The sequence below is a fragment of the Limnobacter thiooxidans genome (genome assembly GCF_036323495.1).
GTDB lineage: Bacteria > Pseudomonadota > Gammaproteobacteria > Burkholderiales > Burkholderiaceae_B > Limnobacter > Limnobacter thiooxidans.
In genome coordinates this window covers 1,180,729-1,205,383 of sequence record NZ_AP028947.1, presented here as the reverse complement: position 1 = coordinate 1,205,383, position 24,655 = coordinate 1,180,729, and the positions used below count along the sequence as shown (strand labels likewise).

The window sequence follows — 24,655 nt, the reverse complement described above, 5'->3', positions numbered from 1 at the left end:
GCACATTGCCCATCAGATCAGATTGGTGTCTGAAATCAGGACACCGTCTTCATCGACATACACCCAGTCACCAGGACGAACCACTGTGAAATCTAACGCCACATCAATATTTTCATGCCCGACACCCCTTTTCTGACTTTTCATCGGGTGGGCCGCCAAGGCACGAATACCCACTTGGCATGAATTCAGTTCCAGGGTGTCACGCACACAGCCATAAACTACGATACCTGCCCAGTTGTTTTTGTCTGCCAACAGGCCAAGGTTTCCACCGACAAGCGCACAGCGGGTACTTCCGCCGCCATCCACCACCAGCACTTTACCCCGTCCGTCCTTTTCCAGCGCGCTGCGAACCAGGGAATTGTCTTCGAATACTTTGAGGGTGTGGGCCTGCCCCATGAACTGGGTACTTTTTCCCCAGCTTTTGAATATAGGGGCAACCACACGCAAGGTGCCGGCTGCGATTTTGTCTTCGTTGGCGTCGCAAATGTCGGTGGTGGGGATCATGCAAAACTCCGTATCACAATGAATTTCAAAATTTAACCACGAAATTCGGGTGTGATTGAACCGGCGACCGCCTCAAGTTTGCTGATTTCTGAACTCCCGGGGCGATAACCCTTGCCACTTGACAAAGGCACTGGTGAAGCTTCGACGGTCGGAATAGCCTAGATTGGCGGCAATGGTTTCAATGTCCATTACCGAGCCCTTTAGCATTTCACAGGCGAGCTCATGGCGCACTGAACTCAAGAGGTCAGCATACGATTTGCCTTCAGTCTTTAACCGGCGCTGCAGGGTTCGTGGGTGAATATCCAGGGCTTCGGCGATATGTTCCAGCGGAGAACCCAATAAGCTGAGGCGAGACTTCAACAAGCGGCGAATTTGGCAATCAAGGGTCTGCTCCTCCACATCCGGAAGCAGACGATCCAGAATGACCGCTTGCGCCTTGTGATGGGCAGAGGGTATGCCGCCCGGCAAGGGGCGGTCTAATGCCGAGGAATCAACGACCAGCCGGTTGTGACCTTGCTCAAAGAGCACCTTGGTTTTCAAAAGGGCTTGATATTCCTCAAGACTAGCCGATGCAGTGTGTTTGAACTCCACGCGCTTGATCAGCTGTTCATGTGGGCTTAGCAAGCGGATGAACTTCAGGACGGCAGACAGGGAGGCCTCCACAAAACCTGGCAAGTCAGTGTGAACACCGGCAGGGTCGGAAACTGAAACCTCCAGAGCCAATTCCTGACCAAGATTCAGGGTTTTGAAATACAGGTTGGGATGCAGCAGTTTGGGCGACCAATCCAGTACACGCATGGCCTCTTGCGGGGTAGAGGCGCTGGTGACAAAAGTAGCCAACTCGGGAAGCCCATCGAAGTTGAACGAATCGCCAAACACCAAGGGAAAGTGGTGGCTTGGCTTTCGAACATTCACTGCATTGAACAGGGAATTAAAGCAGGACAGTGACATTCGCCTTCGGGGGTCGCCACTCATGTCAATTTCAAGCTTGAGTTCCTGCATGACGCCATTGAGGTCAATGTCGCACCGCCTCGCTGCATTGGCCAAGCTGGCAAGCATTTGAAAGTTGATGGTTTCCACTGTCGTCTCCAGACACCCTTTTCGCACAATATGTCGCGAATTCTTCCTTTTTTGTCATTTCAAATCATATCGTGTGCCGGGCTGTTTCTGTAATCTTTAATCACACAATGCAGCAGGAGACGGCAATGACAACAACATCGTTCAAAGAAGACATCGTGGTTCGCAAAGACCTGGACTTTGGCATCATGGATGCGGACATTCCCAAATACTGGATGGACGGCGATGCCTTCAAGACCCGGGTGATCGATGGGGTGCAGATGAGTTTTCCGGATGGCGAACGCTACTTCATCTCCAGCGTGCGCAACTTCAAAGAAAAGATCACGGACCCCGAATTGCTGAAAGCGGTGAAAGATTTTTCTTTTCAGGAAGGCCAACACGGCAAGGTGCACACCGACTACAACCAGCGGTTGAAGAAGCAAGGCGTGCCAGTGGACAAGATGTTGCATGTGATCACCAAGATCATGAACCGCAGACTGAAGGTGCTGTCGCCTGAATACAACCTGGCCGTGACTGCTGCGCTGGAACATTTCACCGCCATGATGGCAGAAATGTTTTTTGCACGAAAAGAGGTAATGGCAGGTGCCGACCACCGCGTGCGCGCCATGCTGGCCTGGCATGCGATTGAAGAAATGGAACACAAAGCTGTGGCGTTTGACGTGTTGCAAAAAGTGGCCAAGGTCGGTTATTTCAAGCGCTGCCTGGCCATGGCACACGCCATGTTCAATTTCACTTTGCACACGTTGGTATTCACCTGGATCATTCTGGGAACTGATGGATTCAAAGGCTGGACCCGTTTCAAGATGTACAGCAAGGGCCTAGTTTGGCTGCTTGGACCAAAAGGCTTGTACAGCAGCTTGCTGCCCAAGCTTTTGAATTATTTCAAACCGGGTTTTCATCCCTGGCAAGACCCAACGGTGCACAACTACGGCGTTTGGCTGGAAGTGTTCAACAAGACTGGGAACCCGGTTGAGGCTGGCGAGGCAATGTACGCTGCGGCGCATTGAGCGATTTGCTGATGCTCACCGCGGCTTGTTGATGCTTATTGTGCGTGTCGCGTCATTCCGCCTTGGCGGGCTACTCTGCAGCTTGTTATTGCTCACTGCGCGTGTCGCATCATCCCGCCTTGGCGGGCTCTAATCCCTTATTGATTGCTGGCTCGGGGCATGCGAAACGCCAAGGGCGTATTCGCATCGCTTCCTGCGGAATCGCCCCTCGACTGCGCATCAAGCGGGAAGCCCACCTGAATCGGCAGAATGATCGCAACACCGCACAGTGAGCCAACACCGCTGGCGACGCGCTAAGTCCGCCAAGTCCGCCAAGTCCGCCAAGTCCGCCAAGTCCGCCAAGTCCGCCAAGTCCGCCAAGTCCGCCAAGTCCGCCAAGTCCGCCAAGTCCGCCAAGTCCGCCAAGTCCGCCAAGTCCGCCAAGTCCGCAGCAGCTTGATCAAATCCAGTCTCGCATGCAAGCTCTCAGCAGCAGTCGGCAGCCAACAGCACCGTCAGTGGCACGTCACTGTTGTCTTCGCGCGAGAAGCCTTGCCAATGTCACTTGGTCCCGACATTCAAGGCCCGCCCGCCGTTCTCCACCTGGCAATGGATTAGACGCGAAGCGGCTCCGCAAGACGCGTTAGCGTTTGCGGTATCCATTGCAAGGTGGGAGAAGAACGGCCACCGCCTGAACCTTCACGTTGGGCGGGGCTGTCGGGACAAGTGACATGACGAGGCTTCGAAGTACGAAGCGACGCCGTCGGGATAAGTGACGTGGCGAGGCTTCGATGTGCAAGCCAAAGTGACATGGCGAGGCTTTAAAGTCCGAAGTGAAGCAATTGTGACTTCGCTTAATGCACTACGCGTTCAAATGTGAATGCCCCATCCTTGAAGTCCACCGGAACCACATCATTCGGCCCAAACTTGCCTTCCAGTATCATTTTCGATACCGGGTTTTCAATGATTTGCTGAATGGCTCGCTTCAACGGCCGCGCACCATACAAGGGATCAAATCCGGACTTGACGATTTCGGCCAAGGCCGCATCGCTGACTTCCAGCCGCATGTCGCGGCTGATCAAACGCTGTTGTAAACGCTGCAACTGGATTCGGGCAATGTTGGCAATGTGCGCATTGTCCAGCGCGTGAAAAACGACAAGCTCATCCACCCGGTTAATGAACTCAGGCCGGAAATGAACTTTGACTTCTTCCATGACCGCCGCCTTGATGACTTCACCGCTTTGACCTGACAAACGCTGAATTTCATGAGAACCCAAATTGGATGTCATCACGATCACTGTGTTTTTAAAGTCCACGGTTCGGCCCTGCCCATCGGTCAAACGACCATCGTCCAGCACCTGGAGCAATACGTTGAATACATCTGGATGGGCTTTCTCCACTTCGTCCAGCAAAATCACGCTGTAAGGTTTTCTGCGAACAGCCTCGGTCAAGTAACCGCCTTCGTCGTAACCCACATAACCGGGGGGCGCACCCACCAGGCGGCTGACCGTGTGCTTTTCCATGAATTCGCTCATATCGATGCGAATCAGATGGTCTTCGGAATCAAACAGGAATCCGGCCAGTGCCTTGCACAGCTCGGTTTTACCCACACCCGTTGGGCCCAGGAAAAGGAAAGAACCCAAAGGCTTGTTAGGGTCGGAAAGCCCTGCGCGTGAACGGCGAATGGCGTCTGAAACCAGCGTCACTGCTTCGTCCTGCCCAACCACACGCATGTGGAGTGCCGCTTCCATTTGCAGCAACTTGTCACGCTCACCCTGTAACATCTTGCTAACAGGAATACCCGTGGCACGGCTGACCACTTCTGCAATTTCTTCAGTGCCCACCTGGGTGCGCAGCAAACGGTTGGGTTTCTGGACACCACCCTCGTTTTCCTTCACATCGTTGAGCTTTTTCTCAAGCGCTGGCAACTGGCCGTATTGCAGCTCTGACACTTTTTGCCAATCGCCTTTACGCTTCCATTGCTCAATTTCAGCGCGAATGTGATCAATTTCTTCCTTGATGGCGGCACTGCCCTGCACTGCTGCTTTCTCGGATTTCCAGATTTCGTCCAGGTCTGCGTACTCGCGTTCAAGGCGTGTGATTTCTTCTTCAATCAGGGCCAGGCGCTTTTTCGAGGCGTCGTCTTTTTCGCGTTTTACCGCTTCACGTTCAATCTTGAGTTGAATGATGCGTCGATCCAGCCTGTCCATTTCCTCGGGCTTTGAGTCGATTTCCATTTTGACCCGTGCAGCCGCTTCGTCGATCAGGTCAATCGCTTTGTCTGGCAAAAAACGGTCGGTGATATAACGGTGTGAAAGCTCGGCAGCGGCCACAATGGCAGGGTCGGTAATCTCCACGCCGTGGTGCAGTTCATAGCGCTCCTGCAAGCCACGCAAAATGGCAATGGTGCTTTCCACGGAAGGTTCGCCCACCAGCACTTTCTGGAAACGGCGTTCAAGCGCAGCGTCTTTTTCAATGTATTTGCGGTATTCGTCCAGCGTGGTGGCACCAATGCAGTGAAGCTCGCCGCGGGCCAGCGCAGGCTTCAACATGTTGCCTGCATCAATGGCACCTTCGGCCTTTCCTGCACCCACCATGGTGTGAATTTCGTCGATGAACACAATGGTCTGGCCTTCATCAGCTGCCACATCTTTCAAGACGGCTTTCAGACGCTCTTCAAACTCGCCACGGTATTTCGCACCGGCCAGCAACAAGGCCATGTCCAATACCAGCACACGCTTGTTTTTCAAACTCTCGGGCACCTCGCCATTCACAATGCGTTGGGCCAGGCCTTCCACAATTGCCGTTTTGCCCACACCGGGCTCGCCGATCAACACCGGGTTGTTCTTGGTTCGGCGCTGCAAAATCTGAATGGCACGGCGAATTTCATCGTCTCGACCAATCACGGGGTCCAACTTGCCCAGGCGCGCCCGTTCTGTCAGGTCAATGGTGTATTTTTTCAGGGACTCACGCTGGCTTTCGCCCTCGGCGCTGTCTACAGCTGCGCCACCACGTACCTGTTCAATCGCGCTATTCAAGGATTGGGCATTCAGCCCGGCTTCTTTCATGACCTTGGCCAAGCCAGTGCTTTCCTGAAGGCAGGCCAGCAAAAAAAGTTCACTGGCGATGAATTTATCACCGCGCTTCTGCGCTTCCTTGTCGGTCAGATTCAGTGCCGCCTGCAATTTGCTGCCAATCTGGATTTGGCCTGCATTGTTGGCCACCTGCGGCAGGTTGTTGACCTCGCCTTCCACGCCCTTGATCAATACCTGCGGATTGCCGCCCGCCTTGCTGATAACACCGCGCACCGACCCCTCGCCTTGCTTGAGCATGGCCAAGAGAACGTGCGCTGGCTCCACGGTGGGGTTGTCTTTGCCGACGGCCAAACTTTGCGCGTCGGACAAGGCTTCCTGAAACTTGGTGGTGAGGCGATCTAAACGCATGTGTGCAAACCCTTCCTGACAGTTTTGAGTCACAATACTCTTGCAATGTATGTGTGGACGAACACCCAGTTTTCAAGGTGGCCCCAAACACAAATGGTAAGTACCCTTTCCTGGCAATTGAACATGCAAATCAAACAACTTCAGGTGGCTTACGCACCCGAACACGATCGAATCTTAATGCGGATCAATTCAGCCGAGAATCAGGAAGTTCGTGTGTGGCTCACGCGCAGAATGGTCCGCATGCTGATTCCCAGCCTCGATGAAATGATGCAGAAATTGCTGGCCAGTGACCGCCCACTGAACGACGAGGGACGCAAAGCCCTATTGGAAATGAGCAGAGAAGTGTCTTTGTATTCAGCCGACTTCAAAAGCCCGTTTCAAGACAAGAACACCACAACACCGCTGGGTGCTGACCCGCTGCTGATTACCCAGATTGAATTGAGACCCAGCGGCGAAGCGCACAACACCGATCTGGTGCTAAAGCTGGTGGCAGGCACTGGCAAAGGGTTCGAGATGCGAATGGCTGAACAACTCCAGCATGGGTTTGCAGACCTTTTGATCAAAACCTGCGGTCAGGCCGATTGGGGACTGCATTTCAAAAGTACATCCAGCATCATTGAAAGGCCCGAAACTCGTCATTTGAATTGAACTCAAGCAATCAACGGGTTTGAATGTCCACTTGCACCCGTTGATTGGCGTACTTTGAAACAGACAGTACATTCACCTGGGACTTTTCTTCTTCGGGCAGCACCACATCACCCAGCAACTGGTGGGCATCGCTCTTGGAATGAATGGTGTCGAACTTGCGGGCAAACTGGCGATCAACCCGGCCGGCCTGTGAATTGGGCACCCAATAAGAAATATTGTGACCGTCTTGCAACACCACATTCCAACCCCTTGGCGCCTTGATCCTGACTTCAATGTCGAACTGCCACTGTTTTTTTTCGGAGTTGGACAGCCCTGCGCTGGAAGAAAAATCTGACACTTCACCCTTTAACCACTGGGCCATGTGATTGATCATGTTCAGTGCAAAACTTTGAGGGCTTTGGCCACCTTGCGCATGGGCCTGCCAGCCTGTAAGACAAGACAGAAGGCGCAAATTCAACACCATGGGCGATACCTTATGAGCCACACCTGCACCAGGTCTGGTTGTATTCAAGTAGTGGGTTAATTTGTTTTTCCAACCCAATCCTGAAATCAGTGTGTCCGCAAAAGCCTCTGGCCCCACGCTTCGACCGTTGTGCAATTCGACCGCCTGGTCATTGCCGTGCAACATCAGATACAGCTTTTGAAAATCGTTGTTGGTCTGCCGGGCCACCTCATGGAGCACACCCTCAAGATTGGCCTTGCCCAGCGTACTGAATGTTTGAACTTTGACGTTTCCGCGGGCTGCCAGGCGTTTGGCCAGACTTTCTGCAGAAGCCTTGAAAGGTGCGGGGTCATTCAACTTGCCAGCCCGATCTTTCCTGACCTCGGAAGGTACCGACACAATTGCGATTGACTGATTGTTCTTGCCTGCTCTCATCCGTTTCCCCCCATTACAACAATCTGATTAAGTTGCAATGGCAGAAATGTGGTTCCAATTCAAACGGATTTGGGCAGGAAAATCATTTGCAAATCATTCAAGAACCGCAAACCCGTTTCAGTGGGTTTCAAGGTGCCAGGCCTTGAATCCAGCAATCCTTTTTTCAAGGCGAGGTTCAGGCCCTTTTGAAGGTCAATCAAGGGGCGGCCACAGCGTTCTTCAAACCAGGCTTCAGGAACACCGTCCAGCAAACGCATGGCATTGAGCATGAATTCGAAGGGCAGGTCACGAACAGCCACGGTGGATACTTCAAGCGGTTGGGCTGCCCCTTCCATTTCATCCATGTAAGCCATGGGGTTGCGGTGGCGGGTTTCGCGTTCAATGCGGTTGGGGTAGCTGATCTTTGCATGCGCGCCCGCGCCAATACCCAGGTAATCGCCAAAACCCCAGTAATTCAGGTTGTGCTGGGAACGGTGACCAGGCTTGGCGAATGCAGAAATTTCGTAGTGCTCAAAACCCGCATTCCTGGCAGCCCCCTGAACTGCCTCTTCAATGTCCACCAAAGTGTCATCATCAGGTAAAGGGGGCGGTTTGGCAGCAAACAGGGTATTGGGCTCCATGGTCAATTGGTACAGGCTAAGGTGCGTAGTGTTCAGCGACAAAGCCTGTTTCACGTCGGCCAGTGCCTGATCTACGCTTTGATGGGGCAAGGCGTACATCAGATCGATATTGACTTCATCAAACAAGGCCACGGCACTGCGCACTGCATCAATGGCCTGACCACCGTTGTGAACACGACCCAGTGCTTTCAAATGCGAATCAGAAAAACTTTGCACGCCGATTGACAGCCGGTTCACACCAGCCTTGCGGTAGCCCTCGAACCGGGCCTGCTCAAAAGTGCCGGGGTTGGCTTCCATCGTGATTTCGCCGGTTTGTGGCATGCCAAGGCGTGCGCGTACAGCCGCAATCAACTCGTCAATCAGCGAGGGCTCAAACAGCGATGGAGTCCCCCCGCCAATAAAAATGGAATAAAGCTTGCGCCCCCAAATTTTGGGCAGCTGCTGGTCCAGGTCGGCAATCAATGCATTGAGGTAACGGCGCTGTAAATCCAGAGGCAGAGACGCTGCATAGCCCTGCTCCGCAGGCTCTGTCGATTCCACAGGTTTCGCATTCAGGGAATGCACTGGCACTGCCACTTCACGGAGCTTGCTTTCTGGCGCCAGGTGGCTGTTGAAGTCGCAATACGGGCACTTGCGCACACACCAAGGCAGGTGAATGTACAAAGCCAGTGGCGGCATGGCGGCGAAACGAAGTTCACTGGGCATGAACACACGGCCCACCAGGTTGTTGGCGGATGTGGCCATGAAGGCCGGGGCGTTGTTGCTTGGGTCCACAGGTTGACTCACGGGCGTGCGCTCACTCAGTCAATGACCCGCAGCCCGGCTTTTCAAACCCAGACGCTGTTCCAATTCCAGCAGCAGGGCCTGCGTGGCTTGCGCCCGGTGACTGTACTGGTTTTTCAATTCCTTCGGCATTTGGGCTGCTGTACATTGGGACTGAGGCAGCCAGAAATGGGGGTCGTAACCAAAGCCATGTTCACCTTGGGGCGTGTCAATCACTTCGCCCCACCACATTTTCTGGGCAATGGTGGGCGTGGGGTCGTCGGCATGGGCCACCCAAACCATGGCGCAAACAAAATAGGCACGGCGGTCTTCAATGCCCTTCAACTGCTGAATCAAACAGGCGTTGTTGTTCGCATCGCCCTTTTCCTGACCAAACAGGGTGGCGTAACGGGCAGACAACACACCTGGGGCACCCTGCAAGGCAGGCACGCAAAGGCCCGAATCGTCGGCCAAGGCTGGCCTGCCAGTCAAACGGCTGGCGTGTCGGGCCTTGGTCAAGGCATTTTCAACAAAGGTGTGAAAGGGCTCCTCGGCGTCAGGTACACCCAGCTCGCCCTGGGCCACCCAGTTCACCCCCCAAGGGGCGAACAGGTCCTGAAATTCACGCAACTTGCCCTTGTTGCCACTGGCCAATACCCATTCCGAATTCAGGGACATCTTATTTCCTCAAGCTTGCAAGGCCGCTTTTTGCAAGCGCACCAATTCAGTTATGCCTTGGGCTGCGGAATCGAGCATCCCGTTCAATTCTTCGCGGCTGAATGCATCGCCTTCGGCTGTGCCCTGCACTTCCACAAAACCACCTTTCTCGGTCATCACCACATTCAAATCGGTTTCGCAGGTGGAGTCTTCATCGTAGTTCAAATCAAGCACCACCTGGCCGTTGACCACACCCACAGAAACCGCAGCCACAAATTGCTTGATTGGGTTTTCAACCAAGGCACCGCTGGCAATCAACTTGCCCACAGCATCGGCCACCGCCACCATGGCACCGGTAATGGACGCAGTGCGTGTGCCACCATCGGCTTGAATCACATCGCAGTCAATTTTCAAAGTGCGTTCACCCAACTTGGTCAAGTCCACGGCTGCGCGCAGGGCACGGCCAATCAAGCGCTGGATTTCCTGCGTGCGGCCGCTTTGCTTGCCGCGAGCCGCTTCGCGATCCATGCGGGAATGGGTTGAACGGGGCAACATGCCGTATTCAGCGGTCAGCCAACCCTGGTTTTGACCTCGCAGAAAACCAGGCACCTTGTCTTCAACCGAACAGGTACACAATACGTGGGTGTCACCGAAACGAACCATGACCGAGCCTTCCGCATGCTTGGTGTAATTGCGCTCAAGGCTGATTGTGCGAAGGTTCTGGGGGGTGCGACCATCGGGGCGGGCGGCGTTTGGGGTTTGGCTGGGGGTGTTGCTCATTCAAATCTCTCCAGTGCATGTCGATTCATCGTGCGGCATTATGGCGCATCTTCAAGGTCGAGAAACAGTTGGGCTTGCCCTTTGGACTTGCGGCTTTCCAAGGCCGCCTGTTCAAGCGCTGCATCGGCTGGGCTGATCAGGTGGCTGGCCTTGATGCCCAACAAGCGAATTGTGGAATGGGCGCCCTTTTGCTCAAACGGGATTTTTTTCAGACAGGCCCGCGCCGCCTGCAAGATGTCATCGGCACTGCCCACCACTGCGCCCGTCGTAATGTCTCGCGTCAAGGATTTGAAATCGGCGAAGCGCACCTTCACCCCAATGGTTTTGGCGAGGCGCTGTTTGCGGGCCAGGTCTTGAGACAAGCGGTCTGCAAGATGAAGCAGCACTTGGGTCAAATTGTCCCTGTGCCTGCGCACGTGCATGTCCTGCTCAAACGTGGTTTCGCGGCTGATGCTTTTGGGCTCGGAATACAGGGTGACTTCACGCCGGTCGATGCCGTGCGCACTTTCGTGCATCCAAAGCCCGTAACTTTCACCAAAGCGCTCTCGAAGCAATTCGAGGGGCTGCGCTGCGAGTTGGGCAATGGTGTTCACACCCATGGCGTTGAGCTTTTCCTGCGCCTTGGGGCCCACGCCATTGATTTTGCCCACCGCCAAGGGCCAAATAATGTCCTGAAAATGCTCGGGCCTGACCACACTCAAGCCATTGGGCTTTTGCAGGTCGGAACAAATCTTGGAGGTCAGCTTGTTCTCGGACAAGCCCACCGAACAGGTCATACCGCCGGTGGCCTGGGTTACAGCAGCCTTCAACTTGAGAGCCAAGTCGATGGCGGCATCAAATTTGCCGCCGGTTTCCTCGGTCAGATCGATGTAGATTTCATCGATGCCACGGTCTTCCACATTGGGTGCCAAATCCCGAACTGCTGTTTTGAACTGGCGCGACAGGGTTTTGTACCAGTCAAAATCTGCAGGCAACAGAATGGCGTGGGGCGCCAGCTTGGCTGCTTTCATGGTGGGCATGGCAGAATGCAAGCCCAGCGCGCGTGCTTCGTAATTGGCCGTAGTCAACACCCCACGCCCTTCGTACTGTGCCAAAGTGGGAAATTGCTGGCCAGCCAAAGGCTGCATGCCCCGGCGACCACCCACGGCCACAGGCAGACCTTTCAAGGCCGGGTTGCGCACCAGTTCGGCATTGGCATAAAACGCATCCATGTCCAGATGGGCAATGATTCGACCCGACAAAAGCACCCTCAGCTAAAACACACCACAACGCAGAGTTTACAATCCATGCAACATCGACACACACGCACAGGCCCCAAATGAGCAAGGACAGTAAAAACACCGCAGCAGTGCACAGCATGACAGGCTTTGCGAACGCCCAGAGCACCACGCGTGCCGGCAACCTGAGCATGGAATTGCGCAGCGTGAATTCCCGTTTTCTGGACTTGAACTTTCGCATGGCCGATGACTTGCGCATGCTGGAACCACTGATTCGGGAAAAGCTGATGAATGCGCTCAGCCGTGGCAAGGTGGAATGCCGCATTTCATGGGGTCGGGCCGAAGGTGAAAAACGCATTCCGAAGGTGGACCTTGAACAGGTTCGCCAACTGGCCGCACTGGAATCAACCATACAGAGCGCCTTGCCCAAGGCGGGGGGTTTCCGGATTACGGATGTCCTCAGCTGGCCTGGCGTGGTGGAAGACAACAGCCTAAGCGGGGAAGAACTTCAGGAAACCATTGCCACCTTGTGCGACCAAGCCATTGAGGCGCTCAAGCAAAGCCGGGAACGGGAAGGTGCTGGCCTGGCTGCCGTGTTGCTCGAAAAAGTGGATGGGATGGAAGCCATTGTGAACAGCCTGTTGCCGATGCTGCCCCAGTTTTTGGCCCACTACGAAGGCAAAATTCGGGAACGCATGACGGAAGCCTTCGACAAAATCATTGCGGACAAGGCCAGCCACCTGACGGTGGAAGACCTGGAAGAACGGATCAAGCACGAAGTGGCACTGCACAGTGTGCGCATTGATGTGAAAGAAGAAGTGGAACGCTTGCAGACTCATTTCACCGAGGTACGGCGCATCCTGAAAAAAGGCGGCGTGATCGGCAAACGGCTCGATTTCGTGACCCAGGAACTGAACAGGGAAGCCAACACCCTGGGCAGCAAGGCCCACGCCATTGCTCAAACACAAGCCAGTATTGATCTGAAGGTACTGGTCGAGCAGTTCCGGGAGCAGGTGCAAAACATTGAGTAAACCCAGCGCACGCATTCTTTCGCAGGCTTACCAGGAAAACCGCTAGCCTGTTAAAAGTTGATCCGCAAGATAGACCAGCCCTGACACCTCACTGACCAGATCCTCGGAAAACTCGGGATTGCCTGCAATACCGTTCTGCTCAAACCGGTCCAGTTTGTCCAGCAAGCCGGTCACCAACTGTCTGTTGGCCTGCAATCTCTGAGGTGTAGCGGCCAGCAGGGTTAAACGGGCCCGATGAGCCAGTTGATCAGAGGCGCCCAAGTTTGCTGGGGGGTGAAACAGCAACTTGTGGGTTCCCAGGTATTCACGGGCCAAGCCCCGAACAGCCTCCATGAAACGGATTGTTTTCTGGACAGAGTTCGGCCTGGTGTCCATCCCATGCAGCACCACCCCCGCAAGGCCGTTGCCCTGAAATCCGTCGACTGTCCCCAAAATGGGTTTGCCAGCAGGTTCGCCCATGCGGAGCGCGCAGCCATGATTCACCTTGTAACCGGCCCCGATCAGTTGCATGGCCAACAGACTGGCCACAATTCGCTGACTGGATTCATTGGCGTGGGGTGAATTGGCCTCAATCATTAGCCGGTGGGGCAGATCAGATCGATAAGCTTCACCAGTCGTCAGATTGACAGCACTGGCCAGATCATGCCGCATACCTTTCAGGATGCTGCAACGGCCTCCCAATGAAGTGCCAGACCAGATACTGCTGGCAGCCTCGCTCATCAAAGGCAGGATGGACGGCATTGGTGCCTGCCGGAACTCCTCGCAGGAATCTTCCCCTTCATACCTTGTTTGTTGTTGGGAAATTTCAAGTCCCCACAACCCACCCTGCATGTTGTATTGAGTGCCGCGATCCAATGGCTGAAACTGCATGACACGAACTCCTTGAAATCTGTTGAGGACGACTAAGTAGCTCCAAAGGGCTCGCGGTTCAGTGAATGTCCGTTCTGCTTTGCCCTTCAACCCCCGCCATTTGGGCGAGAAGCACTGAATGGGCGTGATTTGGCATAGAATCGGGACTTCGCAGATCAATTTGTTGTCAACTGAATGAGCAAGCACGAACAACCTGCACGAAAGCCGCATTACTCCGGCAGCCTTTTCATTGTGAGCGCCCCGTCTGGGGCTGGAAAATCATCTCTGGTGAAAGCGCTGCTGGCCGAAGTTCAGGGCGTTGGGCTGTCCATTTCAAACACCACCAGAAAAGCGAGAATCGGTGAGGTGGACGGCAAGGATTACCACTTCATTTCTCAAACCGAATTTGAAACCATCCGGGATGAAGACGGCTTTCTGGAATGGGCGCATGTGCATGGCAACTATTACGGCACATCACGAAGCTGGGTAGAAAACCAAATGGCGATAGACCGGGATGTGCTGCTGGAGATTGATTGGCAAGGCGCTGAACAGGTGGTTCGAAAAGTGGACAATGTAGTGTCCATTTTTATTTTGCCGCCTAGCATGGAAGAACTGGAAAAACGCCTGCGTGGACGGGGAACTGACAGCGAAGAGGTGATTTTGAAGCGAATGGGTGCCGCGCAACGGGAGATCGAGCAGGCGACACGCTTCGATTATGTTATCCTTAACGATGATTTCACACAGGCCTTGCTTGAGCTGAAATCGATCGTCTTCGCATCCCGTTGCCGTTTCAATCAGCAAATGGCGCGCCACGGGGCGCAACTCAAAAGTATTGGACTGTAAGGACACCAGATGGCCCGCATCACCGTTGAAGATTGCTTGAAAAAGATCCCTAACCGTTTCGACATGGCCCTGTGCGCCACCTACCGCGCACGCATGCTGGCCCAAGGGCATACTCCAAAGGTAAAGTCTGACAAGGACAAACCCACCGTTACAGCACTACGTGAAATCGCTGCTGGCGAAATCGGCATCGAAATGCTGAAACGCGTGCCCATTTAAACCGGGCGCAAATGCATTTAAACAAAGCCCGAGACCGGCACACGGCTCGGGCTTTGTTCGTCAAACAGGTCTTTATTGTTGATTTCCCGAAATTTGACTCACTTGAACAAACCCAGCTCCGCCATGCTTGACATCAAGTTCGCCCGAATCAAGGCGGTGACTTTCGCGTTGCGGCCCGCCCCCCAAAAAGAATCACTTGAAGCACTCAAAAAGCGGCTTGGCCCTACACCTGGCGTGTATTCGGCCGAGCCCGCAGTGCTGGACTTTGGCAGCTGGCCTGAAAATGAATTGACTGAACATGCGGTCGAGCTGAAAGCCTATGCCCAGTTGCTGGAAGCCGCCGGGGTTCACCTGGTGGAAGTGCGCGGCAATTCGGACAATCTGGAGGTGCAGGCTGAAGCACTGGGTTTGCGTTTTGAAAACAGCACTACATCAGTCGAGCCTGAAGAAACTGCGCCATTGGCTGAAACGAGCATTGATGACAAAAGCAAAGCCGCGGTGGATAAGCTACCCGAAACAGACAATTCGCCAGATCAAGCCGAAGCAAACCAAGCTGAACACCCACACGTTCCTGAATTTGACAGTGCGCGTCGCACCCTGGTGATTGACCAGCCCGTGCGCAGCGGCCAGAAAATTTATGCCCAAGGTGCAGATCTGATTGTCATGGGACAAGTGTCTGCTGGCGCAGAGGTCATCGCTGACGGCAATGTGCACGTTTACGGTGTATTGCGCGGTCGTGCCCTGGCCGGGGCAGCCGGCGATACACAGGCCAGAATCATTTCCACCTGCTTTGAGGCGGAACTGGTTGCCGTGGCTGGTTACTACTTAACATTCGAGGGTGGTTTTCCAGAAGAAAACCGTTCAAAACCCACCTTAATTCATCTTGACCATGGCACCGAGCCGGCAGTATTGCGACTCAAGGCCATCAACATCCGCTAGGAGACCATTTGTGAGTCGAGTCATTGTTGTTACATCCGGCAAGGGTGGCGTTGGTAAAACAACGACCAGCGCCAGTTTCTCTGCGGGCCTGGCCCTGCGCGGTTTTAAAACAGTCGTTATCGACTTTGATGTGGGCCTGCGCAACCTCGACTTGATCATGGGCTGTGAACGCCGCGTGGTCTATGACCTGGTCAACGTGATCAACGGGGAAGCCACCCTGCAGCAAACGCTGATCAAAGACAAACACTGCCCCATGCTATCGATCCTGCCGGCGTCACAAACCCGTGACAAAGACGCCCTGACCGAAGAAGGTGTGGAAAAAGTCATCAAAGACTTGATCGAGATGGGTTTTGAATACATTGTGTGCGACAGCCCGGCCGGCATTGAGCGTGGAGCTGTAATGGCACTCACCTTCGCGGATGAAGCCATTGTGGTGACCAACCCGGAAGTGTCCTCGGTTCGGGATTCCGACCGCATCATTGGTATTTTGCAAGCCAAAAGCAAGCGAGCCAAAGAAGGTGGCGAACCCGTCAAGGAACACCTGCTAATAACCCGTTATTCAGCCAAACGCGCTGCTGACGGTGAAATGCTGAGCTACACCGACGTGGCAGACCTGCTTCGCGTGCCATTGCTGGGGGTGATTCCCGAATCAGAAACCGTGTTGCAAGCTTCCAACCAAGGCATGCCGGTGATTCACGCAGAAGACAACGACGCTGCCCTGGCTTACCAGGACTGCATTTCACGCTTTTTGGGTGAAACCAAACCATTGCGATTCGTAGACTATGAGAAGCCCAGTCTGTTGAAGCGCCTGTTTGGAGGTTGAGGCCATGTCACTACTCAGCATGCTGTTTGGCGAAAAGAAAAAATCAGCCAATGTTGCAAAAGAACGACTTTCCCTGATTATTGCCCGGGAACGGATAGATCAGGATGGCCCGGACTTTTTGCCCCAAATGCGGGATGAATTGATGCAAGTCATCGCCAAATACGTCAAAATTGACCAAGAGGACATCAAGTTCAATCTTCAAAAGCAAGGCAACATGGAAATGCTTGAAGTCAATATCGTCTTGCCGGACCAGAAGTAAGCCTGCACAATAGAAGGTCGTAGTAACAGTTGTAAAAATGCGGGGGGCAATGCAAGCCAGAGAACTTCAACCTGAGCCAAACAGACCTGATGTGGTCTCTATCGCACAGCTTATAGGACTTGCCTCCAGTTACTTGCCGGAGGCCGAGATCCGGCGCGTTCGCGAGGCTTACAAGTTTTCTGACGTTGCACACCTGGGGCAATTTCGAGCCACAGGTGAGCCTTACGTTACCCACCCAATTGCAGTGGCTGAATTGTGTGCCTCCTGGCGTTTGGACAGCCAAGCCTTGCAGGCCGCCCTGCTCCACGACGTCATGGAGGACTCCGGCACCACCAAGGAAGATCTCATTGAACGCTTCGGCGCCTCGGTGGCTGACCTGGTGGACGGACTGTCCAAACTGGACAAAATGGAATTCTCCTCGCGTGAAGAGGCGCAGGCTGAGAACTTCCGAAAAATGCTGCTGGCCATGGCCCGCGACTTGCGCGTCATCCTGGTGAAACTGGCGGACCGTTTGCACAATATGCGAACGCTCGACATCATGAGCCCCGCCAAGAAACGCCGCATTGCCCTTGAAACCCTCGAAATTTATGCTCCCATTGCCCACCGCCTGGGTCTGAACGAAATTTTCCGCGAATTGCAGGAATTGAGCTTTCAGCACGCTTACCCCATGCGGTACGCGGTGTTAAAAAAAGCTGTATTGGCGGCCCGTGGTAACCGGCGCGAAGTCGTAGGAAAAATTTTGGAAGCGGTCGAGAAGTGCTTGAGCGACGCACAGATTGAATGCCAGGTCTACGGTCGGGAAAAAGCGCTGTACGGCATTTACCGCAAAATGATTGAAAAGCGCCTGAGCTTTTCACAGGTACTGGACGTGTACGGTTTCCGGGTTGTTGTGAAAGACATGCCCGGCTGCTACATGGCGATGGGTATGCTGCACCAGTTGTTCAAGCCAGTACCTGGCAAATTCAAGGATTACATTGCCATTCCCAAACTGAACGGCTATCAAAGCCTGCACACCACGCTGCTTGGCCCTTACGGCACACCGGTTGAATTCCAGATTCGCACCGAGGAAATGCACAAGGTGGCCGAAAAAGGTGTGGCTTCGCACTGGCTGTACAAAGGTGAAGGCGAGGCACTGAACAACATTCAGACCCAAACCCACCGCCTGTTGCAAAGTTTGCTGGACATTCAGAACCAGACAGGCGATTCAGCTGAATTCCTTGAACACATCAAGGTGGACCTGTTCCCCGATGCTGTTTATGTGTTCACACCCAACGGCAAGATCATGAGCCTGCCGCGCGGTGCCACGGTGGTGGACTTCGCCTACGCCGTGCACACCGACGTGGGCAACCACTGCGTGGCAGCCCGGGTGAACCAGGTGATCGAACCATTGCGGACCATGCTGAAAAGCGGCGACGTGGTGGAAATTATCACGGCACCCCATTCCCGCCCCAACCCGGTTTGGCTTGGGTTTGTGCGGTCAGGCAAGGCCAGGTCGGAAATTCGGCATTACCTGAAGTCGATGAACCTGGAAGAAACCGTTCGCTTGGGTAGCCGGCTGCTTGAACAGGCACTGGAAGCTGACCAGATCAAACTGGAAAACCTGAGCAATGAAGTGTGGGACCGATTGCAAAAAGACTCGCAAGTCAGCACCCGCGACGAATTGCTTGCCGATATTGGCGCCGGGCGCCGAGTGGCGCCAGTGGTGGCACGCCGCGTACTGATTGCTATGGGCCGTGCAGATGCCCGCGTGGATTCCCCTTCTGGCAACACTGGTGAAGCACGTGCCCCCATCATGATTCACGGTGGAGAAGGCATGTCGGTTCAGCGGGCGCCGTGTTGTTTGCCCATTCCCGGTGACAACATCATAGGCTATGTTCGAAAAGGCTCAGGTTTGATCATTCACACCGATGAGTGTGAGACAGCCCGCAAACAGATTCGCAAAGAGCCTGAACGTTGGACGGATGTGCAGTGGTCACCTGAAATTACCCGCCCCTTCGATGTCAATGTGGATTTGCAGGCAGTCAACGAGAAAGGCGCTTTGGCCACCATTGCAGCCACCTTGTCTGATGCGGGTGCCAACATCACCAACCTGACCATGAGCGATGAAACCGCTTACCGCAAGCTGCTTCACTTCACCATTCAGGTAACTGACCGTGTGCATTTGGCACGCATTCTGATGGCGCTACGCCGGCTGGAGTATGTGGAACGGGTTACGCGGGTTAAAGGTCGGGCGTTTGCGAAGCCACGCTTGCCAGTGGTGGGCACAACAGCGCACTAATCGCGCTTCCACTCGACGTGTTTTTGATGCCCACTCGGCGGGAGTTCAAATCGCCAATCGTATTTACTGCCCACTCGGCGAAAATTCCAATCCTTCGCCTGAAAACCTGTTGATCCCTTTTTGAAATTCACATTGACTCAACCCACTCGACAAAACAGATGGTCGATTGGGTTGTCGGCATCCAGCCGAACGTTGCATGTGAATTCAAACGGGCAGGTTTTCTTGAATGGCGAAGCGATTGGAACCTCACTGCCGATTGGGCTTGAAACCGACGGTGATTCATCGCACGCACGAGTGAGCAATCCCGTGACTGCTTGGACACCTGCTACAAGTTGGTAGTCAGGGTTAAATAGACTGCTCCTGTGATGCATCAAGTGGCGTGACCCTGAACTCGCCGTTGAACGTGCGAACAGGCTGCACGAACCTGCTGCTGAAAGGCCTTCCCGGCAGTGCACTTGCCTGTTCCGCACATTCAGGAAAACAGCCCCGTTTGAACAAGGATTGCATGCTCGCGCGTGGCGCGACATCGGAACCCGACCATCTGTTTTGTCGGGTTCCGGTGAATGCAAAGCCTTCGTTCAAAAAGGGATCAGCGGTTTTCTGTGCGGAATCGGGCAAGGCACGCTGGTTGGCTAAAGCTGTGATGGAGGCGCTGAATCAATCGACGATGTATTCAACCTGCACAATTTCAAGTTCATCCCGCCCAGCCGGTGTCATCAACTGCACCACATCGCCTTCCTTGGCCTTCAGCAGTGCGCGCGCAACCGGAGATATCCAACTGATGTGCCCTTTGGCGGTATCCACTTCGTCCACACCCACAATTTTCACGGTCAGCTCTTCGCCTTTGCCGTTGATATACGTCACTGTTGCGCCGAAAAAGATGTTTTCAAGTGCCTGCTGAGTAGCCGGATCAACAATTTCCGCAATTTCGGTGCGCTTGGTCAGAAAGCGAATTCGCTTGTCAATTTCCCGCAGACGCTTCTTGCCGTACAGGTAGTCGCCATTTTCAGACCTGTCCCCGTTGGATGCCGCCCAGGAGACCACCGCCACCACCTCGGGTCTTTCGGTTTTTACCAGGTGTGTCAACTCGTCGCGCAAGCGCCGATAACCTTTAGGTGTGATGTAATTCTTCAGGCCTTGAGGCAGGGCTGTGGCTGTGTCTTCCCCGTCATCATCAAAATCCGAATCATTTTCCTTGGTGAATGCCTTGTTCATGTCATATCTCGTGATTTACCCGACTGGACAGCCTCTGCAGAAGTGTGCAGGATACAGGAAGTTGTCCATTTCCTTGTTTATCACACCTTCAGACGACCCTCAATGATGACTGACCAGGAAGCGCCGATCATTATCGTAGTCGATGACAGCGAGGACGACTTTCTATTGATCAAACGCCAGCTTCTGAAAACCTGGCAAGCAGCCACTGTACGCCACGCCCACTGCGAGAATTCATTGCGCGAAGCCCTGGATGAGCTGGAACCTGACGTGGTGATTTGCGACTATTCCATGCCGCAGTTGACCCACGACCAAACCATCAAGCTGGTGAGCGATCGGAGACCGGATACGCCGGTAATCCTGCTGTCTGGACTGGCCTCGGATGCGCTGGGGGTTCAAGCCATGCACGCCGGCGTGCGGGATTATGTTGAAAAGTCGAAACTTGAACGCCTGATGCCCGCTGTGCGCCGCGAAATTCACACCCATCGACTGCACCGCGACAAGTTGCTGTTGGAGCAGGCCCATCGACGCGCGGTCTACTTTGATACATCCACAGGGTTTTTAAACCGGCAGGGTTTGGTCAAAACTTTGACGGGCCTGCGCGAAAGAACGGGCGAAACCATGTCGCTTTGCCTGCTCAGCATCAATGTGTCGCGCAATCAGGCGCGCCGCCCTGAGGTGGACCGCAGGGTTCGTCGCAACATGCTGGAAAAGATAATCAACCGCCTGAAGGACACTTTTCGGCAGGATATTTTGTGCCGCTGGTCAGACAACGTGTTCGTGGTGATCACCAGCAAGCTGGATTGGTCTGGCTCGCGTTTTGACATCACGGAAGCACTGTGTGGCATTGAGGCGGACCTGAACCGCCCGTTTCAGGTGGACAACATTGCAGTACGCCCCAACATGAGGTTGGGTCTTGCTCGCCCAGGCCTGCATGGTGAGCATGCAGCGGAACTGGTGACACATGCCCAGTCTGTGGCCAATGTGATTGAGTCAGACAATCTGGAGCTGCTCAATGTGCTGGACGATGAGGTACATGACCTGGCCCGACGTAGAAAAACCATTGAACTGGGTTTGGCCAAGGGCATCGAGAACAACGAGCTGGTGCTGGACTTTCAACCCATTGAAGATTTGAAAACAGGACGAATTTGCGGTGTAGAAGCCCTGGTGCGCTGGACACACCCGGAGTTGGGCCGGATCATGCCCTGCGAGTTCATCGGGGTGGCCGAGGATTCAGGGCTGATCGATGCCTTGGGCGAGTGGGTGATTGAATCGAGCAGCAGGAAGTTGCTGGAGTTGCACGCACAAGGCCACATGGTGTGGTGCGCGGTGAACTGTGCCGCAGGGCAGTTGCTGAACCCAGACTTCCCGTCACGGGCCGATCAGATCATCCGCGCAGCTGGCCTCGATCCAAAATGGATTGAGTTTGAAGTCACGGAATCCGCTGCAATCGATGACATGTCGAGAACCATCGACGCTTTGAAAAAACTGAAAGCCAATGGTTCTCAGATTGCGATGGATGATTTTGGTACTGGCTATGCATCGCTGAATTACCTGCGACAACTGCCGGTTGATGTACTTAAAATCGACAAAAGTTTTGTGATGGATTTGCTGGAAGACAAAAACAGCCACATGATTGTGAAAGCAGTGATTGACTTGGCACACGCCCTTGGGCTGACTGTGCATGCCGAGGGCATTGAAACGGCAGCGCAGCGGGAAAGCCTGTTGCAAATGGGTTGCGACCGCTTGCAAGGCTACTGGTTTTCAAAACCAATGGACCTGCAAGCATTGCAAGGCTGGCTGAAACCAGCGCCAGCCCAACCCTTAAATGCGAACCGCTGAACGGCCGCCAATTTTGGACAGATGTTCAAGCAAACGCTTCGCGATCTGATTCAAAGAAACCACTTCATCTGCCGCGCCAAGGGCAATCGCTTCTCGCGGCATGCCAAACACAACCGAGCTGGCCTCGTCCTGACAAATGTTGTAAGCCCCGGCTTTTTTCATGTCGGCCATGGCTTGAGCACCGTCTTTGCCCATACCGGTCAGCATGATGCCCACAATGTTGCGGGGCGATACTTCCTGACCTGATTTGAACAACACTTCGACGGAAGGGCGATGGCGGTTCACGGGTTCTGAATCCGACAACTGGCAAATGTAATTGGCGCCGTTTCGCCCCAGCATCAGGTGTTTGTCACCCGGTGCAATGTAGGCGTGTCCAGGCAGAATCCGCTCGCCATGTGTGGCTTCCTTGACAGTGATGTCACACACCTGATTCAAACGGTCCGCAAAACTTTTCGTAAAGCCCGCGGGCATGTGCTGCGTGATCAGGATGGCCGGGCTGTCTTTGGGCAGTTGCTCAAGAATCACGCGAAGCGCCTCGGTGCCGCCAGTTGAAGAACCGATCAACACCAGCTTTTCTGTGGCTGCGAAGCGATTACCCAAGGCGTTGTTCACAGGCAAGGCTTTGCCAGCCTGTGCTGGCACCACTAGCCCTGTGACAGGGTCCACTTGCGAGCTGGCAGTGCCAGCCGGTGGTTTGGCTGGCAGGCGGTTCAACCGATAACGGGCTGCATGGGCCGCACGAATTTTGTCGGTGATCTCGTTTGCGTAATCAATCATGCCCTGGCTGATATCCAGTTTGGGTTTGGTCACAAAATCCACAGCCCCGAGTTCCAATGCGCGGAAAGTGACATCGGTGCCACGCTCGGTCAAGGTGGATACCATGAGCACTGGCGTAGGGCGCAAGCGCATGATTTTTTCAAGAAACTCAATGCCGTCCATTTTGGGCATTTCAATGTCCAGGGTAATGACATCGGGATTGAATTTCTTGATCTGGTCACGGGCAATAAACGGATCTGGCGCGGTGGCGATGGTTTCCATGTCTTGCTGGGAGTTGATGATCTTGCTCATCAGGTTTCTGATCAGTGCCGAGTCATCCACTACCAATACTTTGATCTTGTTCATTTCAAGGGGCCTCAGAAAAATACAATGTCGCCATTGACCGGGTCTTTGTTGAGTTTGTCGCAATAACGTCGTTCTTGATTCAATGCGGCTGAATTGGCGCTCGCCACTCGCTCCACGCGCACTGCGCTGGTCTGGGTGTTAAAGCGAATTCGACGGCTGTGTGGCCCGCCAAGGTCTGATGCCACGACCTTGATTTTGTCTTTGTATAAAAAGTTGATTACGAATTCTGCGTTGCGCCGACCGATGTGCTGTGTGTTCAAGGCGCCTGTGATATTGGCACCACCAAACACTTTGGCCACCAGGTGTTCGCGCTTTGCACCCATGGTCAGCAGGTCGTTGATCAGACATTCCATGGAGTACAAGCCATAAAGCAGGGTTTTGGTTTTGTCACTGGGGCCATGGTTATCCGATGGCGAGTCGGGCAACATGAAATGGTTCAGACCCCCAATCCGCCGGCGACTGTCCCACAAGCAAGCAGAAACGCAAGATCCGAGCAAGGTGGAAATTTGTGCTGGTACCCAGGACACATAGTATTCACCCGGCATGACGATTTTGTTCACCAGCGGAAGTGGTGGCTTGACTTGGGGTTGAGGGCTCATGAGTCCGGTGGTCATGCGGTGATGATGTGTTGCTGGCTTTCACCGCTGGGGCCGGTCTTGGCGGCTTTGTCGGTGTTGACGGTGTAAACGGTTTTGCCACGCAGGCTGAAGTAATCTCGGGCCATGGCAAAGTTTTCAGAGTGACCGGCATACAGCAGGCCATTTGGATTCATCAATGGGGCAAAACGTTTGAGGATCTGCATCTGCACGTCTTTTTCAAAATAGATCATGACGTTGCGGCAAAAAATTGCGTCGAAGCCCGGGCGCAGTGACCACACGTTGTCCATCAGGTTGAGCTTGCGAAAGGTCAACAAGGCTTGAACTTCAGGACGCACGCGGATCAGGCCTTCGCTTTCTCCTTTGCCTTTGAGAAAATACTTGCGCAGAATGTCCTCTGGAATTTTGTCAACCTGGTCCATGCGATACACACCTTTTTTGGCGTGGTCCAGCACTTTGGTATCGATGTCGGTAGCCAGAATTCGCACGGGCGGCGTCATGCTGTTAAAGGCCTCCATGGCCGTGATAGCCATGGTGTAGGGTTCTTCTCCAGTGGACGCTGCGCTACACCACAGGTCAATTCGTGAACTGCGTGACAACGACTGCAACTGCTTTTTCAGCAAATCGAAGTGATGCGCCTCGCGATAAAACGAGGTCAAATTGGTGGTCAGCGAATTGGTGAAATGTTCCCATTCCGGGCTGCCCGGATTGGACTCCAGTGCATCGAGATAAGTGGAAAACCGGCTGTGGTTGCAGGCGCGCAATCGGCGAGCAAGTCGGCTGTACACCATGCTTTGCTTGCTGGGTGCCAGTGAAATGCCCGCAATCTTGAGAATCAGCGCGCGTACTCGAGAAAAGTCTTTGTCATTGAACTCGAATTCGCGATCACTGCTGTCGTCGTTCATCAAGGCCCGGTTTACTGTAGCAGCGGCTTGTGATGCACCAGCCACGAGGCTGTTGCGTGGTGTGACTCTGGAAAATTCAAATTTCTGATCGGGTTTGTTCATCAAGGGCCTTTGTCGCAGGGGCCACACAATTTGGTGGGTGGCCCTGTGCGTGTGAGTTCTATACCTT

Annotated in this window: 24 protein-coding genes; 11 read left to right on the top strand and 13 right to left on the bottom strand. The window is 54.1% G+C overall.

Features of this window, described 5'->3' with window-relative positions; translation table 11 throughout:
- Positions 1 to 12: 12 nt before the first annotated feature.
- Positions 13 to 504 (bottom strand): ribonuclease E activity regulator RraA, encoded by a 492-nt coding sequence (rraA, locus tag RGQ30_RS05545; protein ID WP_130556869.1) that lies wholly within the window; start codon positions 502 to 504, stop codon positions 13 to 15.
- A 72-nt stretch (positions 505 to 576) separates the two neighbouring features.
- The gene (locus tag RGQ30_RS05540; RefSeq protein WP_130556870.1) at positions 577 to 1,584 is read right to left on the bottom strand and encodes a helix-turn-helix domain-containing protein; all 1,008 of its coding nucleotides are present in this window, start codon (positions 1,582 to 1,584) and stop codon (positions 577 to 579) included.
- 125 nt (positions 1,585 to 1,709) lie between these two features.
- On the opposite strand from RGQ30_RS05540, the gene RGQ30_RS05535 reads away from it, so the two are divergent.
- Together RGQ30_RS05535 and RGQ30_RS05530 are read left to right on the top strand one after the other, a co-directional pair.
- A complete protein-coding gene (locus RGQ30_RS05535; protein WP_338284833.1) occupies positions 1,710 to 2,588 on the top strand; it encodes a metal-dependent hydrolase in 879 nt (292 codons plus the stop codon).
- 44 nt (positions 2,589 to 2,632) lie between these two features.
- Entirely contained in the window at positions 2,633 to 2,860 is a 228-nt protein-coding gene (locus RGQ30_RS05530; protein ID WP_130556872.1) for a hypothetical protein, read from the top strand.
- 561 nt (positions 2,861 to 3,421) lie between these two features.
- On the opposite strand, the gene clpB is transcribed toward RGQ30_RS05530, so the two are convergent.
- Positions 3,422 to 6,010 carry an ATP-dependent chaperone ClpB gene (gene clpB / locus RGQ30_RS05525; protein WP_130556873.1) on the bottom strand — a complete coding sequence of 863 codons (2,589 nt, stop codon included), beginning with the start codon at positions 6,008 to 6,010 and terminating at the stop codon, positions 3,422 to 3,424.
- 123 nt (positions 6,011 to 6,133) lie between these two features.
- Here clpB and RGQ30_RS05520 point away from each other — a divergent pair, with 123 nt between their 5' ends.
- Positions 6,134 to 6,658 carry a hypothetical protein gene (locus RGQ30_RS05520; RefSeq protein WP_298217705.1) on the top strand — a complete coding sequence of 175 codons (525 nt, stop codon included), beginning with the start codon at positions 6,134 to 6,136 and terminating at the stop codon, positions 6,656 to 6,658.
- A 10-nt stretch (positions 6,659 to 6,668) separates the two neighbouring features.
- On the opposite strand, the gene RGQ30_RS05515 is transcribed toward RGQ30_RS05520, so the two are convergent.
- The 5 genes from RGQ30_RS05515 to dinB are packed head-to-tail and all read right to left on the bottom strand — an operon-like array spanning position 6,669 to position 11,601.
- The gene (locus RGQ30_RS05515; protein ID WP_130556875.1) at positions 6,669 to 7,535 is read right to left on the bottom strand and encodes a hypothetical protein; all 867 of its coding nucleotides are present in this window, start codon (positions 7,533 to 7,535) and stop codon (positions 6,669 to 6,671) included.
- A gap of 59 nt (positions 7,536 to 7,594) precedes the next feature.
- Complete coding sequence (gene hemW / locus RGQ30_RS05510) at positions 7,595 to 8,899, bottom strand: radical SAM family heme chaperone HemW (protein WP_130557015.1); 1,305 nt, start codon at positions 8,897 to 8,899, stop codon at positions 7,595 to 7,597.
- Positions 8,900 to 8,959: 60 nt separating this feature from the next.
- Positions 8,960 to 9,595, bottom strand: a complete 636-nt coding sequence (gene rdgB, locus RGQ30_RS05505; protein WP_130556876.1) for an RdgB/HAM1 family non-canonical purine NTP pyrophosphatase — start codon at positions 9,593 to 9,595, stop codon at positions 8,960 to 8,962.
- A 9-nt stretch (positions 9,596 to 9,604) separates the two neighbouring features.
- Positions 9,605 to 10,354 carry a ribonuclease PH gene (gene rph, locus RGQ30_RS05500; protein WP_130556877.1) on the bottom strand — a complete coding sequence of 250 codons (750 nt, stop codon included), beginning with the start codon at positions 10,352 to 10,354 and terminating at the stop codon, positions 9,605 to 9,607.
- A gap of 38 nt (positions 10,355 to 10,392) precedes the next feature.
- Complete coding sequence (gene dinB, locus RGQ30_RS05495; RefSeq protein ID WP_420915167.1) at positions 10,393 to 11,601, bottom strand: DNA polymerase IV; 1,209 nt, start codon at positions 11,599 to 11,601, stop codon at positions 10,393 to 10,395.
- 71 nt (positions 11,602 to 11,672) lie between these two features.
- Here dinB and RGQ30_RS05490 point away from each other — a divergent pair, with 71 nt between their 5' ends.
- Positions 11,673 to 12,602, top strand: a complete 930-nt coding sequence (locus RGQ30_RS05490) for a YicC/YloC family endoribonuclease (RefSeq protein WP_130556878.1) — start codon at positions 11,673 to 11,675, stop codon at positions 12,600 to 12,602.
- 42 nt (positions 12,603 to 12,644) lie between these two features.
- Here the strand turns inward: RGQ30_RS05490 and RGQ30_RS05485 are convergent, their stop codons facing one another.
- A complete protein-coding gene (locus RGQ30_RS05485) occupies positions 12,645 to 13,472 on the bottom strand; it encodes a hypothetical protein (RefSeq protein ID WP_130556879.1) in 828 nt (275 codons plus the stop codon).
- Positions 13,473 to 13,646: 174 nt separating this feature from the next.
- On the opposite strand from RGQ30_RS05485, the gene gmk reads away from it, so the two are divergent.
- The 6 genes from gmk to RGQ30_RS05455 all read left to right on the top strand — a co-directional run bounded on the left by gmk (position 13,647) and on the right by RGQ30_RS05455 (position 18,809).
- Positions 13,647 to 14,294, top strand: coding sequence for a guanylate kinase (gene gmk, locus RGQ30_RS05480; RefSeq protein WP_130556880.1), 648 nt, complete (start codon positions 13,647 to 13,649; stop codon positions 14,292 to 14,294).
- Between the two features lie 9 nt (positions 14,295 to 14,303).
- On the top strand, positions 14,304 to 14,510 hold the full coding sequence (gene rpoZ / locus RGQ30_RS05475; protein ID WP_008251793.1) for a DNA-directed RNA polymerase subunit omega: 207 nt from the start codon (positions 14,304 to 14,306) through the stop codon (positions 14,508 to 14,510).
- Positions 14,511 to 14,612: 102 nt separating this feature from the next.
- Positions 14,613 to 15,449, top strand: coding sequence for a septum site-determining protein MinC (gene minC, locus RGQ30_RS05470; RefSeq protein WP_338284831.1), 837 nt, complete (start codon positions 14,613 to 14,615; stop codon positions 15,447 to 15,449).
- A 10-nt stretch (positions 15,450 to 15,459) separates the two neighbouring features.
- On the top strand, positions 15,460 to 16,272 hold the full coding sequence (minD, locus tag RGQ30_RS05465; RefSeq protein WP_130556882.1) for a septum site-determining protein MinD: 813 nt from the start codon (positions 15,460 to 15,462) through the stop codon (positions 16,270 to 16,272).
- Between the two features lie 4 nt (positions 16,273 to 16,276).
- Positions 16,277 to 16,531: a cell division topological specificity factor MinE gene (minE, locus tag RGQ30_RS05460; protein WP_130556883.1), complete on the top strand. Its 255-nt coding sequence runs from the start codon at positions 16,277 to 16,279 to the stop codon at positions 16,529 to 16,531.
- Between the two features lie 49 nt (positions 16,532 to 16,580).
- Positions 16,581 to 18,809 carry a RelA/SpoT family protein gene (locus tag RGQ30_RS05455; RefSeq protein WP_130556884.1) on the top strand — a complete coding sequence of 743 codons (2,229 nt, stop codon included), beginning with the start codon at positions 16,581 to 16,583 and terminating at the stop codon, positions 18,807 to 18,809.
- Between the two features lie 657 nt (positions 18,810 to 19,466).
- Here RGQ30_RS05455 and greB read toward each other — a convergent pair.
- Positions 19,467 to 20,024, bottom strand: coding sequence for a transcription elongation factor GreB (greB, locus tag RGQ30_RS05450; RefSeq protein ID WP_130556885.1), 558 nt, complete (start codon positions 20,022 to 20,024; stop codon positions 19,467 to 19,469).
- A gap of 102 nt (positions 20,025 to 20,126) precedes the next feature.
- On the opposite strand from greB, the gene RGQ30_RS05445 reads away from it, so the two are divergent.
- Entirely contained in the window at positions 20,127 to 21,863 is a 1,737-nt protein-coding gene (locus RGQ30_RS05445; protein WP_130556886.1) for an EAL domain-containing protein, read from the top strand.
- Here RGQ30_RS05445 and RGQ30_RS05440 read toward each other — a convergent pair.
- From RGQ30_RS05440 to RGQ30_RS05430, 3 genes are read right to left on the bottom strand one after another with little or no spacing between them, the layout of a single operon-like run.
- The gene (locus tag RGQ30_RS05440; protein ID WP_130556887.1) at positions 21,846 to 22,985 is read right to left on the bottom strand and encodes a protein-glutamate methylesterase/protein-glutamine glutaminase; all 1,140 of its coding nucleotides are present in this window, start codon (positions 22,983 to 22,985) and stop codon (positions 21,846 to 21,848) included. The two genes, RGQ30_RS05445 and RGQ30_RS05440, sit on opposite strands and share 18 nt — an antisense overlap.
- An 11-nt stretch (positions 22,986 to 22,996) precedes the next feature.
- Positions 22,997 to 23,584, bottom strand: coding sequence for a chemoreceptor glutamine deamidase CheD (locus tag RGQ30_RS05435; RefSeq protein ID WP_298217730.1), 588 nt, complete (start codon positions 23,582 to 23,584; stop codon positions 22,997 to 22,999).
- A gap of 11 nt (positions 23,585 to 23,595) precedes the next feature.
- Entirely contained in the window at positions 23,596 to 24,486 is an 891-nt protein-coding gene (locus tag RGQ30_RS05430; protein ID WP_298217827.1) for a CheR family methyltransferase, read from the bottom strand.
- Positions 24,487 to 24,655: the final 169 nt, after the last annotated feature.